This is a genomic window from Lentzea sp. HUAS12, assembly GCF_024125735.1.
Classification (GTDB): Bacteria; Actinomycetota; Actinomycetes; order Mycobacteriales; family Pseudonocardiaceae; genus Lentzea; species Lentzea albida.
Map to the genome: position 1 here is coordinate 1,009,714 of NZ_CP099738.1, position 17,043 is coordinate 1,026,756.

Sequence of the window (17,043 nt, forward strand, 5' to 3'; positions counted from 1 at the left end):
CAAGGAGATCGCGTGTCCGAGCTGACCGAGACCGAGAAGCAGAGCCTCGCGGAGATCCCGCACCCCTCGTTGCCGGAGGGCTCCAACATCTACGGCGGGACGAAGGTCTTCCCCGACTACCAGGCCGAGCCCGGTCAGTCCTACTTCACCCTGGTCCACGGCATCGCGCACGAGTCGTCGGTGAGCTTCGTGGCGATCCTGCAGGCCACCCGCGCGCTGCGGAAGGGTTTCGAGGCCGCGATCTACTTCTACGGACCGGGCTCGATGAACGCGATGGCCACCCGCGGGTTCCCGACCACCGGCAACTCCGCGTTCCCCGGCGAGCACAACATCAACGACCAGCTGAAGACGTTCATCAAGGAGGGCGGCAAGGTCTACTGCTGCCGCTTCGGCCTGTCGCTGCACGGCCTGCGCGAGGAGGACCTGATCGAGGGCGTCATCCCGACGCACCCGCTCGACGTGCAGGACGCGTTGATCCACTACGCCCGCAAGGGCGCGATCATCAACTCCACGTACATGTGGTAGCCACACCGGCCCATCCGCGTTCCTCCCGAACGGTGGCTGCCGTCCGGCGGCCACCGTCCGAAGTCCTTGCAGAGTCAGGGGTGTGACCGTGCGCGTTGACACAGATGAGCAGGCGGAGCGGAAGCTCGCCACGAGGATCGACCTGGCCGTGCGGGGCGTGCGGGTGGACGCGCCGGTGCGGCGCAGCAAGGGCGCGGGCCCGAGCGACGACGGCCACCTGGTCGTCGACGGCGCCAACGCGGCACTGCCGTTGAACCCCGAAAGTCCCTACACCGTCCGGGACGGGCGGGTGTTCGAAGGGACGATAGACCTCGGCCTGTCCGTCGAACCCGTTGCGCGGCCACACTTCTACGACCTGACCACGGCAGAAGGCGTGCCATATCGGAAGATCGCGCTGCTGCACGGACGTGACGTGCTCGCCACGACCGTCGTGCAGACCTGCATCCGGTACGCCGAGGAGCAACGCTGCCGGTTCTGCGCGATCGAGGAGTCCCTGCGGTCCGGGGCGACGGTCGCGGCGAAGACCCCGACGCAACTCGCCGAGGTGGCCGAAGCCGCGGTGCGGCTCGACGGCATCCGGCAGATGGTGATGACCACCGGCACCACGAACGGCCCCGACCGCGGTGCCCGGCACCTGGTGCGGTGCGTGCGCGAGGTGCTGGAAGCGGTGCCCGGCCTGCCGATCCAGGTGCAGATCGAACCGCCGGCCGACCTCGCCGTGCTGACCGAACTGCGGGAGGCGGGCGCGACCTCGATCGGCATCCACGTCGAGTCGCTCGACGACGAGGTGCGGCGGCGGTGGATGCCGGGCAAGGCCACCGTGCCGCTGCGCGAGTACGAGGCCGCGTGGGACGAGGCGGTGCGGGTGTTCGGCCGCAACCGCGTCTCGACGTACCTGCTCATCGGCCTCGGCGAGGACCCCGACGACCTGGTGGCGGGCGCGGCGCGGCTCGTCGAGCGCGGCGTGTACCCGTTCGTGGTGCCGATGCGGCCGATGCTGGGCACGCTCGCCCGCCGTGACGGCGCCGTGGCACCCGCGCCCGCCCTGGTCCGCGACGTCACCGAACGGGTGGCCGCGGTGCTGCGCGCCGCCGGGATGAAGGGCGCCGACCAGGGCGCCGGATGCGCGGCCTGCGGGGCGTGCGGTGCACTGAGCGCGGCGGGAGGCTGACGATGATCGACGTCCTCGCGGTCCTGGGCGACCAGGCCACCATCGCGCGTCAGCCCGCGTTCCGCATCGAGCGGGCCGGCGACGCGGTGACCACGGCGGCCTACCACGCGTTGCGGACCGAAGTGTTCGTGCGCGAGCAAGGCCTGTTCACCGGACACGACCGCGACGATCGTGACGACGACCCGCGGACCGTCGTGCTGGTCGCCCGTGACGGTGCGGGAGAGGTCCTGGGCGGGGTGCGGCTCTGCCCGGCGACCGGGGGAACCGACCTCGGCTGGTGGCTCGGCGGCAGGCTCGTGGTCGCTCCGGCGAGCCGCGGGCTGGTCGGAGCGGCGCTGATCAGGGCGGCGTGCGCGTACGCGGAGAACGCCGGGGTGCTCCGCTTCGAGGCCACCGTCCAGACCCGCAACGAGCCCCTGTTCACCCGCCTGGGCTGGACGACCGTGCGGCCGGTGTCCGTGGCCGGCACCCCGCACGTGCTGATGCGGTGGCCGATCGGCCGGATCGCCGCACTGGCCCAGGCCACCAAGAGCGATCTTGGGCCGCTGCTGGGCGGACTCACCGGTGTGCCCGGCTTCGTCGGCGACGACGGCGTGCCGGTGCCGGGCAGCGACCTGGTCGCGGCGTGCGACGCGATCCTGCCGTCGATGGTCGAACGCGACCCCGACTGGGCGGGCTGGTGCTCGGTGCTGGTCAACGTCAACGACCTCGCCGCGATGGGCGCGGAACCGGTGGGCCTGCTGGACGCACTGGGAGCGCGCGACCGCTCGTTCGCGGCACGTGTGCTGGCGGGGTTGCGGCGGGCGAGTCAGGCCTACGACGTGCCGGTGCTCGGCGGGCACACCCAGCTCGGCGTGCCCGCCGCCCTGTCGGTCACCGCGCTCGGCCGCACGGCGCGGCCGGTGCCCGGCGGTGGCGGACGGCCAGGCCACCGGGTGCGGCTCACGGCGGACCTCGCGGGCGGCTGGCGGCCGGGATACGCGGGCAGGCAATGGGACTCCACGACCTCGCGGCGCACACCCGAGCTGCGGACGATGCTGGGATCGGTCGCGACGGCCCGTCCCGCGGCCGCGAAGGACGTGTCCATGGCGGGCGTCGTGGGAACGCTCGGCATGCTCGCCGAGTCGAGCGGCTGCGGGGCGGTGCTCACCGTCGCCGACGTGCCCCGGCCGTCCGGCGCGACGGTGGGGGACTGGCTCACCTGCTTCCCGGGCTTCGCGATGCTCACGGCGGACGAACCCGGTGGCGCCCCGCTGGAGAGCCCGGCGGTGAGTGCCGAGTGCGGGGAGCTGGTGGCAGGCGGCGGCGTGACGCTGCGCTGGCCCGACGGTGAACAGACCTCGGCCATCGCGGCCGGGGTCACGGGATTGGGGACGTCATGAGCAAGCTGCGCATGGCCGCGGTGGCCGCGCCGTTCGACCGCGACCTGGAAGCCGCCTTCGCGCGGATCTCGCGGCTGATCGACCGCGCCCGTGCCGACGGGGTCGGGCTGCTCGCGCTGCCCGAGGCCTGCCTGGGCGGATACCTGGCCAACCTCGACGGGGACGCGGACGGACCACCGGCGCTCGCGCTCGACGGGCCCGAGATCCGCAGGCTCGCCGCGCTCGCCGGCGACATGGTGGTCACCGCCGGGTACTGCGAGGAAGCGGACGGGTTCCGGTACAACAGCGCGGTGTGCGTCCACGGTGACGGCGTGCTCGGCAACCACCGCAAGGTGCACCAGCCGTTGTCCGAGGACGCCACCTACCGGGCGGGCGACGGCTTCGCCGCGTTCGACACGCCGGTCGGCCGGCTGGGCATGATGATCTGCTACGACAAGGCCTTCCCCGAGTCGGCGCGGTCGCTCGCGCTGGACGGTGCCGAGATCGTGGTGTGCGTGTCGGCCTGGCCCGGCAGCCGGACGAGCCCCGCCGCGGATCTCGCGCAGGACCGGTGGAAACGCCGGTTCGACCTGTTCGACCGGGCGCGGGCGCTGGAGAACCAGATCGTGTGGCTGTCGGCCAACCAGTCCGGCACGTTCGGCGACCTGCGGTTCGTGGCCAGTGCCAAGGTCGTCGACCCCGGTGGCGAGATCGTGGCCGACACGGGTGTGGCTGAGGGCGTCGCGGTCGCCGAGCTCGACGTCCGGCAGGCCCTGGACACGGCCCGGCGGTCCATGGGCCATCTGCGAGACCGGCGACCCGAGGCGTACGAGGATCTCGTGGCAGCGAGATACTGACCCGATGGGAGCGATCCGCATTGGTGCCGTTGCCGCGCATTTCGGGCGGGACCTCGACTTCGCCCTGCAGCGCATCACCACGCTCATCGACCACGCGCGCGCTTCGGGAGTCTCCCTTCTGGTGCTGCCGGACGCGGCGCTCGGCGGCTACCTCGCGGACCTGCGCCACCCGGACCCGCACGCGCTGCCGCCCGCTCTCGAACGCGACAGCCCGCTGGTGAAGCAGATCGCGACGCTGGCGGCCGAGATGGTCGTCTGCGTCGGGTACTGCGAGGCGGCCGACGGCGACAGGTACAACGCCGCGGTGTGCGTGACCGGGGACGGGGTGCTCGGGCACCACCGCAAGGTGCACCAGCCGCCGGGGGAGACCATCGCCTACTCGCCGGGGGACACGTTCGCCGCCTTCGACACGCCGGTCGGCCGGCTCGGCATGTTGATCGACTACGACAAGACGTTCCCGGAGTCGGCGCGGTCGCTGGCGCTCGACGGCGCCGAGATCGTGGCGTGCCTGTCCGCGTGGCCGACGAGCATCACCAACCGCGCGCCGCGCATGGCCCAGGACCGCCAGTCCCGCCTGTTCGACCTCTACGACCAGGCCCGTGCCGCAGAGAACCAGGTCGTGCTCGTCTCGTCGAACCAGACCGGCGCCATGGGCGGAATGCGCTTCCTGGGGCAGGCCAAGGTCGTCGGACCCGGCGGCGACGTCCTCGCCCGCACCTGGAGCAAGGCCGGCATCGCCGTCGCGGAGCTCGACGTGGCCGCGGAGATCGCCACCGCCCGCCGGGTCCTGCACCACCTGGGCGAGCTCAACCCGGCCGCCTACCGGAGAACCCCGTGAAGATCGCGCTGCTGAGCTACTCGACCAAACCCCGCGGCGGCGTCGTGCACACCCTCGCCCTCGCCGAAGCGCTGGCGGCGGCGGGCGAGGACGTGACGGTGTGGACGCTCGGCCGCGGCGGCGACAGCGGCTTCTTCCGCCCTGTCGACCCCGCTGTGCGGCAGGAGATCGTGCCGTTCCCCGATGTTGAGGGAGAAGGCGTCGGTCCGCGCATCCTGCGTTCCATCGAGACCCTGCGCGCCGCCTTCGATCTCTCCGGCTACGACATCGTCCACGCCCAGGACTGCATCAGCGCCAACGCCACGTCGCGGTGCGTCCGCACGGTCCACCACATCGACCACTTCACCACTCCCGAGCTCATCGCCTGCCACGAACGTGCGATCAGGGAACCGTTCGCCCACGTCTGCGTCTCCGCGGCGGTGGCAGAGGAACTCAGGCAGGGCTGGGGAATCCAGGCCGACGTCATCCCCAACGGCGTGGACTCGCAACGGTTCGCGCTCGCGGCCGACGACGCCTCCGGACAGCGCCGATGGCGTGCGCGCCTGGGCCGCTACGTGCTCGCCGTCGGCGGCATCGAGCCGCGCAAGGGCACGCTGGACCTCCTGGAGGCCTACGCGCTGCTGCGGGAATCCGACCCGGACCTCCGTCTCGTGCTGGCCGGCGGCGAGACCTTGTTCGACTACCGCGACTACCGGGCCCGCTTCGACGCACGCGCCGCCGAACTCGAGGTCGAACCCGTCGTGCTCGGCCCGATCCAGCACGACGAACTGCCGTCCCTCGTCGCCGCCGCAAGCGTGTTCGCCTTCCCGTCCACCAAGGAGGGCTTCGGCCTGGCCGCGATGGAAGCCCTCGCCGCCGGGGTGCCCGTGGTCACCCGCGACCTGCCCGTGCTGCGCGAGGTCTTCGGCGATGCCGCCCGGTTCGCCGCGGACCCAGCCGGGTTCGCCGCCCAGCTGCGCGCCGCGCTCGACGAACCCGGTTCTCTCGCCGCAGCAGGACGTGCCCTCGCCGCCGGCTACAGCTGGGAAAGGGCGGCCGCCAGCCACGTGCGCCTCTACCGCGGCCTGCTCGGGTAGAGCCGCTCGCGTGGCCTGACGCGGCCACGTGGTCGACCGCTCAGCGCCACCGCACCTTCCGCGGCGGGCCCGCAACAGATCACTGCCGAACCTGGTGCGGGCGTGATGACTGAGCGAGACTGCCTCGATGGTTTCCGAATACGTCCAGAGCGACCAGTTCCGCGGCGCTCGCATCCACCTGAGCAACCTCGACGGTCTCGAGATCCGCGATTGCGAGGTGACTGGTCTGAAGATCGTCGACTGCTACGGCAGCGACGTCTACCTCGGTGGCTTCTTCGAGCGCCTCGTCGTCAACGACGTCGACGTGACCGCCTACGTCGAGGCCGAGCTCGACCGCCGGCACCCCGCCCGGGTGCTGGCGCGGGAGGCGGCTTCCCCCGAGGACTACCGGGCTGCGTGGGACGCCATCGAGACCCTGTGGGACGCGACGCTCGACCGGGCGAGGCAGTTGCCCGAGGCCGCGCTGCACGAGCAAGTCGACGGCGAGTGGTCGTTCGTCGAGACGCAACGGCATCTGCTGTTCGCCAGCGATGCCTGGTTCGGCAACGCCGTGCTCGAGGAGGAAGCGCCCTACCACCCGTTGGGCCTCCCCGCCGGGGGGACACCGCCGGAGGAGGCGGCGAAGCTGGGCCTCACCCTCGAAGCCACCCCGACGCTGGAGGAGGTGCTGGCGCCGCGGCTCGCCCGCATGGCCACGATGCGGCGTGTCGTCGACGGGCTCACCGCGGACGAACTCGACCGGGTGTGCGGCCGCAAACCAGCGGACATGTATCCCGAGCAGGAGTACGTCGTGCGCCGCTGCCTCAAGGTTGTGCTGAAGGAAGAAGCCGAGCACCACCGGTACGCGGTGCGCGACCTCGCGGTGCTCGAGGCAGGTGTGCCTGCACGGCAGTAGTTCGGTGCAGCCGCGAATGACCGCACGCTCATCGGCAGATGCGGATGGCTCGGCACCGGCCTGTCGAACCGTACGGGCGGCAGGCCGGTGCCGGTCCTTCCAGTTTCGCTTAAGCGACCATCAAGCCTTCCCCAAATGAGATGCGGCGATCGTCGTACGGTCCCTAACCTCGACCCATGAGGCTTGTGCTCTGGATCACAATCGCCGGCGCGTGTGCGCTGAGCGGTGACCACGCGCTCGCAGCCGTCCTGGCGATGCTCATCGTCGGCTGCGCGACGGACCGCGTCCGTCCTTGATCAGCCCTGGCTGATCGGCTGGCAGGCGGCGGAAGTCGCGGGCCACGCCCAGTTGCAGCACGCGGATCATCAGGCCGTGCGCGAGGATCTGGTGCGTGCGAGTCGTCGTTGTCTCCGGGGGAGATCCCGGCCATGTGGTGCCGGCCATCGCGTTGTGCCTGCGGTTCGCGGAGGCCGGGGACACGCCGGTCCTGCTGACCGGCGACCGCTGGGTCGGGGCGGCCCGGTCCGAGGGGATCGCGGCCTCGCGCGTCACCGGTCTGTCGCTGGGGGACCTGAAGGACGCGCCGGATCTCGGGCTCGCGTTGCACGAGCAGGCCGGTGAGCTGGCGTTGGCGCTCGTCCCGCACCTCACCGCGCTGGAACCCGACCTGGTGGTGTGCGACGTCCTCGCGCTGGGGGCGGGCATGGCCGCCGAACTCGTTGGGGTGCCTTGGGTTCAGCTGTCGCCGCACCCGCTCTACGAGCCGTCGAGGTGGCTGCCGCCGATGGGCAGCGGGCTGGAGCCCGGAACCGGCGTGCGCGGCAGGCTGCGGGACGCGGTGCTGCGGGCGTTGACGGCGCGGTCGTTGCGGCAGGGCGCACGGCAGCGCGACGTTGTGCGGCGGCGGATCGGGCTTCCCGGCGAGGAGCCCGGCCCGGCGGCGCGGCTGATCGCCACGTTGCCCGCGCTGGAGGTGCCGCGTCCGGACTGGCCGCGCGCCGCGCACGTCGTCGGGCCGCTGCTGTGGGAGGCGAGCCGGGAGACGCTGGAGCCGCCGCCCGGTGACGCCCCGCTGGTGGTGATCGCTCCGTCGACGGCGTGGACCGGCGCGCGGGGGATGGCCGAGATGACGCTGGAAGCGTTGCAGGGTCGGGATTTGCGTGCCGTGGTGTCGACCTTCGCGCCCGCGCCGGCCGGGCTGCCCGGGTGGGCGCGGTCGGGGCCGGGCAAGCAGGACGAGCTGCTCGGCCAGGCGTCCGTGCTGGTGTGCGGCGGCGGGCACGGGATGCTCGTCAAGGCGTTGCGCGCCGCCGTTCCCGTCGTGGTGGTGCCCGGCGGTGGGGACCAGTGGGAGATGGCCTGCCGGGTCGCGCGGCAGGGGAGCGGCCTCGTGGTCCGTCCGTCCACTGTGGAGGGTCTGCGGGACGCCGTGACGCGGGTGCTCGACGAGCCGGGGTTCGCCCGTTCGGCGGCTCGGGCGGCGGCGACGATCGCGGATGTTCGATGTCCTGTCGAGGTGTGTCGGACTTTGTTGGGTATTGCGCGTTGAGAGCGCTCTCAGTTCAATGAGCACATGCGCGTGTCAATGACGATGCTCGTGGTGGCGGCGTTGACGATCTCAACGACCCTGCCTGCGATGGCGGGCCTCGACCCGGTCACGGAGCGGGAGGCGCTCGCGGCGGACCTCTACCCGTCCGTCGGCGCGGGCACGAACTTCCTCAACCACGCCGAGCTGCTGGGAAACGTCCCGGAGCCGGCCTGGTACGAGGCCAACGTCCCGTTCGTGGACCTCCCCGACCGCGAGATCCGCGACACCTACTACTACCGCTGGCGCACCTACCGCGAGGCGCTCAAGTACACCGGCCCGAAGGACGGCTGGATCGTGTCCGAGTTCCTCGGCCCGGTCGGCTACTCGGCACCGAACGGTGGCATCGTCGCCGCGGCGGGCCACCACGTCTACGAGGGCCGCTGGCTGCGCGACCACCGCTACCTCGACGACTACGTCGACTACTGGCTGCGCGGCTCGGGCGCCGGTCCGAAGCCCGCGACCGACTTCCTCAACGAGAACACCACGGACTGGGCGCACCAGTACTCGTTCTGGGCCGCCGACGCCGTGGCCGCGCGCGCCGCGGTCGACGGTCGCCAGGGTTTCGCCACCGATCGGCTGCCCGAGCTCGTGCGGCAGTGGCAGCGCTGGTCGCCGCAGTTCGACCAGGACCTCGGCCTGTACTGGCAGACGCCGGTGTGGGACGCGATGGAGTACACGGCCAGCTCCTACCAGAGCCCGGACCCCTACCACGGCGGCGACGGCTTCCGGCCGACCCTGAACGCCTACCAGTACGGCGACGCACGGGCCATCGCCGAGCTCTACCGGGCACGTGGTGACGCCACCACGGCACGTCAGTACGACCAGGCCGCCGACGCGCTCAAGGCCAACCAGGAGAAGTGGCTCTGGGACGACGCCGGCAAGTTCTACAAGCACGTCATGCGCGACGACAACCCGAACCGCGCGAAGCTCGCCGACCGCGAGTCGATCGGCTTCGTGCCGTGGTACTTCCACATGCCCCCGGCGGCGAACAGCGCGGCGTGGGCGCAGCTCACCGACCCGCAGGGGTTCGCGGCCGCGTACGGCCCGACCACCGCGGAACGCCGCAGCCCGTGGTTCATGAAGGACGCGCTCAACGGGTGCTGCCGCTGGAACGGTCCCAGCTGGCCGTACGCCACCAGCCAGACGCTGACGGCGCTCGCGAACCTGCTGATCGACTACCCGGCCCAGCCCTACGTCGACCGCGACGACTACCTGTCCGTGCTGCGCGGCTACGCGCTGACCCAGCGCAAGAACGGCCAGCCGTACGTCGCGGAGGCCCACCACCCCGACGAGAACCGCTGGATCTACGACGGCAAGGGCCACAGCGAGGACTACAACCACTCGACGTTCAACGACAACGTCCTGTCCGGACTGCTCGGCATCCGGCCACAGCTCGGCGACACCGTGCGGATCGCGCCGCTGGCCCCGAGCTCCTGGAGCCACTTCGCCGCCGAGAACGTGCCGTACCACGGCCACAACCTCACGGTGCTGTGGGACAGGGACGGCAGCAAGTACGGCAAGGGCGCCGGCCTGCGCGTCTGGGTCGACGGCACGCTCAAGCACACCCAGACCGGGCTCACGGCCGTGAACCTGGCGATCCCCGCGCGGACCGGTGCGGACCTGCAGGAGCAGGTCGACGACTTCGCGAACGTCAGCCGCGCCGGTTTCCCCACGGCCCGCGCCTCGTACAGCTACAGCGCCGACCCGCCCACCAAGGCGATCGACGGCCAGGACTTCCACCTCGACGTGCCCGGCACGCGCTGGACGTCGTACGGCAGCCCGAACGCGGCCGACTGGCTGGAGGTCGACCTCGGCGCGCCGACGACGATCTCCGATCTGCGGGTGGCGTTCTACGACGACGGCGGAGGTGTGCGCGTGCCGACGGCGTTCGACCTCCAGTACTGGGACGGCCAATGGCGTGACATGCCCGGTCAGCAACGAAGTCCCGCGCAACCGGTGGCCCGCCAGGTGAACCGCGTCCTGGTGCAGCCGGCGCTGACCACGTCCCGCGTGCGGATCCTGCCGCGCCGGGCGGACGGCGGGGCCGTGGGCATCACCGCGATCTCGTCGTGGCGGTCACCGGTCGCTGGATTGACCGCCGTCGTGCCGGACGACCTCGCGATCCGCGGCGGCGCGGTCGAGACGACCACGACCCTGACGGCACAACGACTCCTGCGCGGGGTCCAGGCCGCGCTCGCCGTGCCGCCGGGCTGGACGGCCACGCCGCTCACGCCGGCGTACACGGCACAGCTCGCCTCGGGCCAGAGCCTGGTGACCCGGTGGCGCGTCACGGCACCCGGACTGCGGCTGGGTGAGCGGGCGCCGATCCGGGTGCTGGCAACGGCTTCCGGTGAAAGCGGTACGAGCTCCGCGGTCGGGTCGGCGCAGACCGTGTTCGATCCCGCCGACTACGGCAGGGTGCTGTGGGACGACACGTTCGACACCGACCGCGGCTACCGGGTGGACGGCCCGTTCGGTGAGCCGGCACCGGCGTTGAGGGTGGCGAACGGGGTGCTGACGGCGAGCGCCGGGTCGCGCGCCGGCGCGGTGCTGGCCGCGCCGGTGGCCGGGGACGCGCGCGGGACCGCCGTGGTCGTCGAACCCCGGTCGTTCGCGGGGTCGGCGCCCGAGGACAGCCTGTTTCTCGGGCAGACCGCCGGCAACCGGGACTTCGCCCTGGCCTGGTTCAACAACGCGGGCAAGGCCTCGGGGGTCGACGTGACGGTGGGCGGCGTCCGGCGCGGCGACGAGGCCACCGGCGGCTGCTGCGCGACCCTGAACTGGGCGGCGGGCGACCGGCTCGCCGTCGTGCTCGAGGGCGGTCAGCTGACCAGCTGGCAGCAGCACGGCACCAGGTGGACGTTGCTGCGCTCCGCGCCGATCGGTGCCGTCGTGGACCCGGCGGTGGTCGCGGGCTGGGAACCGGGTCTCGGCCTGCGCCTGGACGCGGGCGCGCTGACGATCGACCGCTTCACGGTGCGCGCCAGGAACTAACCGCAGACGCGCTCGACCAGCACGGTCCAGCCGGTGATCAGATCTGTCACCACGGACCTCTGGTCGAGCGCGTTCTCGTCCTGGCCGCGCAGGTAGAACAGGATCGGACCCTCCAGCGCCGCCACCAGCTGCACCGCCAGCGCGCCGCTCGCCGCGTCGGCGGGGCAGGCCTCGCTCAGCAGCATCTGCACGTGGAACCGCGAAGGGCTGTCCCCGGCGGGAACCGGCTGGCCGGGGTCGAAGGACGCACGGGCCAGCACGGTGTGCCGGACGAGGAACTCGATCCGCGCCCGTCCGAACGCGACCAGCCGCTCGGCCGCGGGCGCCCCCGGCCCGAGTGGCGGCGGCCCGCTCAGCAACAGCTCCTGGAAACGCGTCTCCTCCTCGTCGAGCAACGCGAGGAAGATGCCCGCACGGGTGCGGAACCGCCGGAACACGGTGCCCTTGCCGAGCCCGGCGCGTTCGGCGAGGCCGTCCATCGTGACCTTGTCGGCGCCGAGCTCCGCGACCATCTCCCGCGCGACCTCGATCAGGTGGGCGCGGTTGCGCGCGGCGTCGGCCCGCTCCTCGCGAGGACGGCCCAGCGGCAGCGCGACAGGTTCCACGACTCCGAACGCTACCGGGCCTGTCACAAAGCGCAGCGCTCCCTCGTCCACCTGATGACGACGTCAGGAGAGGAGAGCGGCGATGCGCGTGGCAGTGGCCGGAGGAACGGGTGCCGTCGGCAGGCACGTGGTGGCGGAGCTGGAACGGACCGGTCAGGACGCCGTGGTCCTGTCCCGGTCGGCCGGGGTGGACCTCACCACCGGGGCCGGTCTCGTGGAGCGGCTGAAGGGGTGCGACGCGATCATCGACGTCAGCAACCGCGTGGCGTTGCGGGAGAAGGCCGCGGTCGAGTTCTTCGGCACGGTCACGCGGAACCTGCTGGACGCGGGCGTGCGGGCCGGCGTCGGCCACCTCGTCGCCTTGTCGATCGTGGGCCTAGACAAGGTCGACACGGGCTACTACAAGGGCAAGCGGAAGCAGGAGGAGCTGGTCGGCGGCGGTCCGCTGCCGTGGACGATCCTGCGCGCCACCCAGTTCCACGAGTTCGCCGAGCCGTTGCTCGACGGGCGCGGGCCGTTCGTCGTGGTGCCGAAGATGCTGTGCCGCCCGGTCGCGACCGTCGACGTGGCGGCGAGGCTCGTCGAACTGGCGCGGCGGCCCGGCGGGCTGGTGCGGCCGATCGCCGGACCCGCGGAGTGGCGGATGGAGGAGATGGCGAAGCTCGTCGCGCGGGCTCGGGGAGACCGGAAGGTGCTGATCCCGGTGAAGCTGCCCGGGCGGGTCGGCAGGGCGATGACCGGCGGGGCTCTGCTGCCGGAGGGGCCGTTCACCGAGGCGCCTCGCACGTTCGAGGAGCACCTCGCCGACCTGGAGGCCCGCGTCGGTTCCGGGGGGGTGAGCGAGCGTCAGGGCTGAGCCGTTGTCACGAGCTCAGCCCCGGCACTCCCGCCTCAGCCGGCGTTGAGCCGCTCCCGGATCTCCGCCTTCAACACCTTGCCCACCTTGGACCGGGGCAGGTCCGGCCAGATCTCCACCTGCTTCGGCGCCTTCACCCCACCCAGCCTCTCCTTGACGAACGCGATCAGCGCGGCCGGGTCGGTGTGCCCGGCGGCCCGCAGCTGCACCACGGCGGTCACCCGCTCTCCCCACTTCGGGTCGGGCCGGCCGACCACCGCGCTGTCCTGCACCGCCGGGTGCGCCTGCAACGCCTGCTCGACCTCGGCCGAGTACACGTTGAAGCCGCCCGTGATGATCATGTCCTTGGCGCGGTCGACGATGAACAGGAAGTTGTCCGCGTCGAGGTACCCGATGTCGCCGGTGTGGTGCCAGCCGTGCGCGCTCACCTCGGCCGTGGCCGCCGGGTTCTCGTGGTAGCCGGCCATCACCAGTGGCCCGCGCACGACGATCTCGCCGCGTTCGCCCACCGGCATCAGCTCCCCGTCCGGACCCATGATCGCGACCTGCGTGAACGGCGTCGGCCGCCCCGCCGAGGACAGGCGTTCGGTCGCGATCGAGCCGTCGGGCCGGAAGTGGTCGGCGGGGGACAGGGTGGCGATCATGTTCGGGGCCTCGGTCTGCCCGAACAGCTGGCCCATCACCGGCCCGATCCGCTGCAACGCCTCCGTCAGCCGCACCGGGGACATCGGCGCCGCGCCGTACCAGAGGCATTGCAGCGAACTCAGGTCCGTCGAGTCGAGTGCGGGGTGGTCGAGCAGGCCGTAGATCACGGTCGGCGGCAGGAACGCGTGCGTGATCCGGTGGTGCTCGATCAGCCGCAGGAACTCGCCGAGGTCCGGTGCCGGCATGATCACCGTCTCGCCGCCCCGCGACATGATCGGGAACGTGAGCACGCCCGCCGTGTGCGTGAGCGGCGCCAGCGCCAGGTAGCGGGGCCGGTGGCCGATCGGGTACCCCATCAGGGTCAGGGCGGTCGCGGTCTCCAGGTTGTGCCCGGTCAGTCGCACGCCCTTGGGGCGCCCGGTCGTGCCGCCCGTGCCCGCCAGCACGCAGAGGTCGTCGTCGGACACCTCGACCGGCTCCGGCTCGCGTCCGTGCCGCGACAGCCAGTCGGTGAAGGTGACGGCGCCCTCCACCTCGCCGTCCAGGCACACCAGCGTGGTGAGCGCGGGCAGGTCGCCGCGGATGCGCTCGACCAGCGGCGCGAACTTCGCCTGGAAGAACAGGCACCGGCACCCGAACAGGTCGAGCAGCTCCCGGTTCTCCGCCGCCTCGTTGCGGGGGTTGACCGGGCACCACACCGCCCCGGCGCGGGAGATGGCGAACACGCAGGTGAGCGCCAGCGGGTCGTTCGCGGACAGCACCGCGACCCGGTCTCCCACGGCGATCCCGCTGTCCTGCAACGCCCCCGCGACGAGCGAGGAGCGCCGCTGGACCTCGGCGTAGCTGTGGGAGACGCCGTCGAAGGTGAGACAGGGCGCGTCGCCGCCGAGCGACGCGCCCTTGTCGAGGTAGTCGCTGAGACGCATCAGCGGTGCACTTCTACGATCGGGTCGAGGACCAGACCGAACGAGCGCAGCGCGCCCAGCAGCTCCCGGTGCCCGAACGCCTGGCAGCCCGAGGCGAACCCGACGCGGCGGGGCGCGTCCTGCAACAGGTGCACGGCGGCGTGCACGTTCAGCAACGCCGTCTGCTTGTAGTTGCAGTTGCCGTGGATCACGCAGGACGCACGGCCCAGCGGGCCCGACGCGTGCACGGAGTCGAGGGAGATGTTGATCCGCGGGTTCTCGCGCGGCGGCATCTCGCTGCGCACCTGGGCCGAGAACGCGTCGACGATCTGGTACTTCTCCTCGTCCGTCTTGCCCTCCATCTCGGCGAGCGCGGCCGTGACGATCTGTGGCACGCCGAGCATCAACGGCCGGTTGAACACGCCGCCGAGCGCCCGCACCGACGCGACGCGCGGATCCTTCTTGAACCACACGGGGTGCGCCGTCCCGCCCCACGGCAGCGCGAGGCCCAGCTCGTGCTGGCCGGGCACGACGAGCTCGTAGAGGCCCGCGTCCGGCGGCCATTCCACGTACTCGTTCTGCTCCAGGTAGTAGGCCTTCGCGAACGCCGCGTTCGTGAGGATCGTGTTCGTGGAGGCGACCGTCGGATAGCCCTTCCAGAACACCCCGATGTCCAGTGTGTCCAGTCCGGGCTGCTCCAGGCAGATCTGCGCGGCGATCTCGCCGACCGTGTACATCTGCGCGATGCCGGGGGAGAGCAGCAGGCCTTCCTTCGCGAACGCGGCGCCGTACCGCGCGTCGGCGTCGATCATCCAGTCCTGCTCGCCGTTGGTGTCGGTGTAGTGCGCGCCGACGTTCAGGCTCGCCTTCACCGCCTCGTGGCCGTAGCGGGAGAACGGGCCCACGGTGTTGAGCACGACCCTGGCGCCGGTGAACGCCTCGGTGAGCGCCTCCTCCGAGTGCTCGACCTCCACGACGTCGTAGGAGACCGTCTCGATGCCGGGCACCGCGTCGACGGCTTCCTTGACCCTCTTGCCGTCACGGCCGACGGCGAGGAACGGGATCCCGTACTCGCGCAGGTACTCGCAGATCAGGCGGCCGGTGTAGCCGGAGGCTCCGTATACGACAACAGGCTTGTCCGTAGGCACTGTCACATCCCCATTCCGCCGTCGACCGGAAGCCCCGCTCCGGAGATGAACTTCGAGGCGTCCGACGCGAGGAACACCACCGCGTCCGCCATGTCGTCGACCTGCCCGAGCCGGCCGAGCGGCGTGAGCTCCACGACCGCGCCGACGGCGGCCTCGACCGAGGGGAACAGGCCCAGCTCGGCGCAGTCGACGGCCAGCTGGTTGCCCATCGTGGTGGGCGTGAGGCCGGGGTAGATGCAGTTGACGCGCACGCCGTAGCCGAGCTTGCCCGACTCCGCCGCCGCGACCCTGGTCAGCCGGTCGATGGCGGACTTGGTCGCCGAGTAGACGCTGATCCCGGGGAAGGCGATGGTCGCCGCGACCGACGCGATGCTGATGATCGAGCCGCCGTTGCCCGCCGCACCGCCGGGACGCATCGCCCGCAGGCCGTGCTTCAGGCCGAGCGCGGTGCCCAGCACGTTGACGTCGAGCATCTTGCGGACGTCGGCGGGGACGAGCTCGGTGATCAGGCTGGTGATCTCGATGCCCGCGTTGTTCACGAGGATGTCGAGCCCGCCGATCGCGTCGACCGCCGTGCTCACCGCGGAGGCCCAGCTCTCGTCGTCGGTGACGTCCAGCGGCACGAACTCCGCTGTGGCACCCGAGTCGCGCAGGGCTTGGGCGGTCTGCTTGCCCTCGTCCTCCAGGACGTCACCGATCAGAACCGACGCCCCGGCGGCCGCGAGAGCCGCGGCCATGCCCGCGCCCAGACCTCGCGCACCCCCGGTGACCAGCGCTTTCCGGCCTGTCAGCTGATAACTCGTCATTGAGTCGCCTCCTCGGTGAGATGGCTCACACACTAGCTATTCCTTGACAGTCGTCAAGTTTTTCCTTGACGACTGTCCAAGATTTTTTGGACGGGTGGTCAAGCTTTGTCGCAGTGAGCGGTAGGCTGCGAGGCGTGACAGAAGTCGCTTCGCGCAAGCAGGACCGCATCGCCCGCCGGCAGGTCGACAAGTTCGACGCCCGGCGGACCGAGCTCGCCGTGGCGACGCTGCACACGCTGGCCGAGCTCGGGTACGCGCGGACGAGCCTGCGGGAGATCGCGCAGAACTCCGAGTTCTCCCACGGAGTCCTGCACTACTACTTCGAGGACAAGCGCGACCTGATCACCGAGGCGGTCCGCCAGTACGAGGTGGTCTGCGTGACGCGCTACGACGAGGTCGTGGCCCGTGCGAAGTCCGCCGAGCAGCTGCGCGACGAGTTCGTCGCGATGTTCTTCGAGACCCTGGAGCAGGACGCGACGCTGCACCGCCTCTGGTACGACCTGCGCAACCAGAGCCTGTTCGACGCGTCGTTCCGCGCCGCCGTGCTGGAGATCGACGGCCACCGCGAGGCCATGGTGTGGCGCGTGGTCCACCGCTACGCCGAACTGCTCGGCGGCACGCCCGCGGCCTCGGCGTCCATGATCTACGTGACGCTCGACGGCATCTTCCAGCGCGCCCTGCTGCACCACCTCTCGGGCAACGCCGAGACCGTGGCGCGGCTGCGAGCCGAGCTGCCCGAGGCGATCAGCCTCATGGTCACCGTCGCCGGGTAA

At 71.6% G+C, this 17,043-nt stretch carries 15 protein-coding genes; 11 read left to right on the top strand and 4 right to left on the bottom strand.

Annotated elements, in window-relative coordinates; all coding sequences use genetic code 11:
- The first annotated feature begins 12 nt into the window (after positions 1–12).
- The 9 genes from ND450_RS04705 (at position 13) to ND450_RS04745 (ending at position 11,305) form a co-directional block, all read left to right on the top strand.
- Positions 13–525 (top strand): MSMEG_0572/Sll0783 family nitrogen starvation response protein, encoded by a 513-nt coding sequence (locus tag ND450_RS04705; RefSeq protein ID WP_253324920.1) that lies wholly within the window; start codon positions 13–15, stop codon positions 523–525.
- Between the two features lie 82 nt (positions 526–607).
- Positions 608–1,696, top strand: coding sequence for an MSMEG_0568 family radical SAM protein (locus ND450_RS04710; protein ID WP_253324921.1), 1,089 nt, complete (start codon positions 608–610; stop codon positions 1,694–1,696).
- 2 nt (positions 1,697–1,698) lie between these two features.
- Positions 1,699–3,078 carry an MSMEG_0567/sll0787 family protein gene (locus tag ND450_RS04715; RefSeq protein ID WP_253324922.1) on the top strand — a complete coding sequence of 460 codons (1,380 nt, stop codon included), beginning with the start codon at positions 1,699–1,701 and terminating at the stop codon, positions 3,076–3,078.
- Positions 3,075–3,914, top strand: a complete 840-nt coding sequence (locus tag ND450_RS04720; protein WP_253324923.1) for a carbon-nitrogen hydrolase family protein — start codon at positions 3,075–3,077, stop codon at positions 3,912–3,914. The genes ND450_RS04715 and ND450_RS04720 overlap by 4 nt, the downstream gene beginning before the upstream one ends.
- A 4-nt stretch (positions 3,915–3,918) precedes the next feature.
- Positions 3,919–4,752 (top strand): carbon-nitrogen hydrolase family protein, encoded by an 834-nt coding sequence (locus ND450_RS04725; protein ID WP_253324924.1) that lies wholly within the window; start codon positions 3,919–3,921, stop codon positions 4,750–4,752.
- Positions 4,749–5,828, top strand: coding sequence for an MSMEG_0565 family glycosyltransferase (locus tag ND450_RS04730; protein WP_253324925.1), 1,080 nt, complete (start codon positions 4,749–4,751; stop codon positions 5,826–5,828). Before ND450_RS04725 ends, ND450_RS04730 begins: the two co-directional genes overlap by 4 nt.
- 127 nt (positions 5,829–5,955) lie before the next feature.
- The gene (locus tag ND450_RS04735; protein WP_253324926.1) at positions 5,956–6,723 is read left to right on the top strand and encodes a DinB family protein; all 768 of its coding nucleotides are present in this window, start codon (positions 5,956–5,958) and stop codon (positions 6,721–6,723) included.
- Between the two features lie 391 nt (positions 6,724–7,114).
- Positions 7,115–8,272: a glycosyltransferase gene (locus ND450_RS04740; RefSeq protein ID WP_253324927.1), complete on the top strand. Its 1,158-nt coding sequence runs from the start codon at positions 7,115–7,117 to the stop codon at positions 8,270–8,272.
- A 24-nt stretch (positions 8,273–8,296) separates the two neighbouring features.
- Positions 8,297–11,305 carry a discoidin domain-containing protein gene (locus ND450_RS04745; RefSeq protein WP_253324928.1) on the top strand — a complete coding sequence of 1,003 codons (3,009 nt, stop codon included), beginning with the start codon at positions 8,297–8,299 and terminating at the stop codon, positions 11,303–11,305.
- Here the strand turns inward: ND450_RS04745 and ND450_RS04750 are convergent.
- Positions 11,302–11,910 carry a TetR/AcrR family transcriptional regulator gene (locus tag ND450_RS04750; RefSeq protein WP_253324929.1) on the bottom strand — a complete coding sequence of 203 codons (609 nt, stop codon included), beginning with the start codon at positions 11,908–11,910 and terminating at the stop codon, positions 11,302–11,304. The two genes, ND450_RS04745 and ND450_RS04750, sit on opposite strands and share 4 nt — an antisense overlap.
- Positions 11,911–11,992: 82 nt before the next feature.
- Between ND450_RS04750 and ND450_RS04755 the strand changes: the two genes are divergently transcribed.
- Positions 11,993–12,766 (top strand): SDR family oxidoreductase, encoded by a 774-nt coding sequence (locus ND450_RS04755; protein ID WP_253324930.1) that lies wholly within the window; start codon positions 11,993–11,995, stop codon positions 12,764–12,766.
- Positions 12,767–12,801: 35 nt separating this feature from the next.
- On the opposite strand, the gene ND450_RS04760 is transcribed toward ND450_RS04755, so the two are convergent.
- The 3 genes from ND450_RS04760 to ND450_RS04770 are packed head-to-tail and all read right to left on the bottom strand — an operon-like array spanning position 12,802 to position 16,270.
- Positions 12,802–14,337, bottom strand: a complete 1,536-nt coding sequence (locus ND450_RS04760) for a long-chain fatty acid--CoA ligase (RefSeq protein WP_253324931.1) — start codon at positions 14,335–14,337, stop codon at positions 12,802–12,804.
- Positions 14,337–15,464 carry a DUF5938 domain-containing protein gene (locus ND450_RS04765; protein ID WP_253324932.1) on the bottom strand — a complete coding sequence of 376 codons (1,128 nt, stop codon included), beginning with the start codon at positions 15,462–15,464 and terminating at the stop codon, positions 14,337–14,339. Before ND450_RS04765 ends, ND450_RS04760 begins: the two co-directional genes overlap by 1 nt.
- Positions 15,465–15,466: 2 nt before the next feature.
- Complete coding sequence (locus ND450_RS04770; protein ID WP_089924655.1) at positions 15,467–16,270, bottom strand: SDR family NAD(P)-dependent oxidoreductase; 804 nt, start codon at positions 16,268–16,270, stop codon at positions 15,467–15,469.
- Positions 16,271–16,404: 134 nt separating this feature from the next.
- Here ND450_RS04770 and ND450_RS04775 point away from each other — a divergent pair, with 134 nt between their 5' ends.
- On the top strand, positions 16,405–17,043 hold the full coding sequence (locus tag ND450_RS04775) for a TetR/AcrR family transcriptional regulator (protein WP_253324933.1): 639 nt from the start codon (positions 16,405–16,407) through the stop codon (positions 17,041–17,043).

Coding starts and splice junctions, on each gene's coding strand:
- ND450_RS04745 (WP_253324928.1), top strand. CDS start 8,297: ATGCGCGTGTCAATGACGATGCTCGTGGTGGCGGCGTTGACGATCTCA.
- ND450_RS04760 (WP_253324931.1), bottom strand. CDS start 14,337: ATGCGTCTCAGCGACTACCTCGACAAGGGCGCGTCGCTCGGCGGCGAC.
- ND450_RS04725 (WP_253324924.1), top strand. CDS start 3,919: ATGGGAGCGATCCGCATTGGTGCCGTTGCCGCGCATTTCGGGCGGGAC.
- ND450_RS04735 (WP_253324926.1), top strand. CDS start 5,956: ATGGTTTCCGAATACGTCCAGAGCGACCAGTTCCGCGGCGCTCGCATC.
- ND450_RS04720 (WP_253324923.1), top strand. CDS start 3,075: ATGAGCAAGCTGCGCATGGCCGCGGTGGCCGCGCCGTTCGACCGCGAC.
- ND450_RS04715 (WP_253324922.1), top strand. CDS start 1,699: ATGATCGACGTCCTCGCGGTCCTGGGCGACCAGGCCACCATCGCGCGT.
- ND450_RS04770 (WP_089924655.1), bottom strand. CDS start 16,270: ATGACGAGTTATCAGCTGACAGGCCGGAAAGCGCTGGTCACCGGGGGT.
- ND450_RS04755 (WP_253324930.1), top strand. CDS start 11,993: ATGCGCGTGGCAGTGGCCGGAGGAACGGGTGCCGTCGGCAGGCACGTG.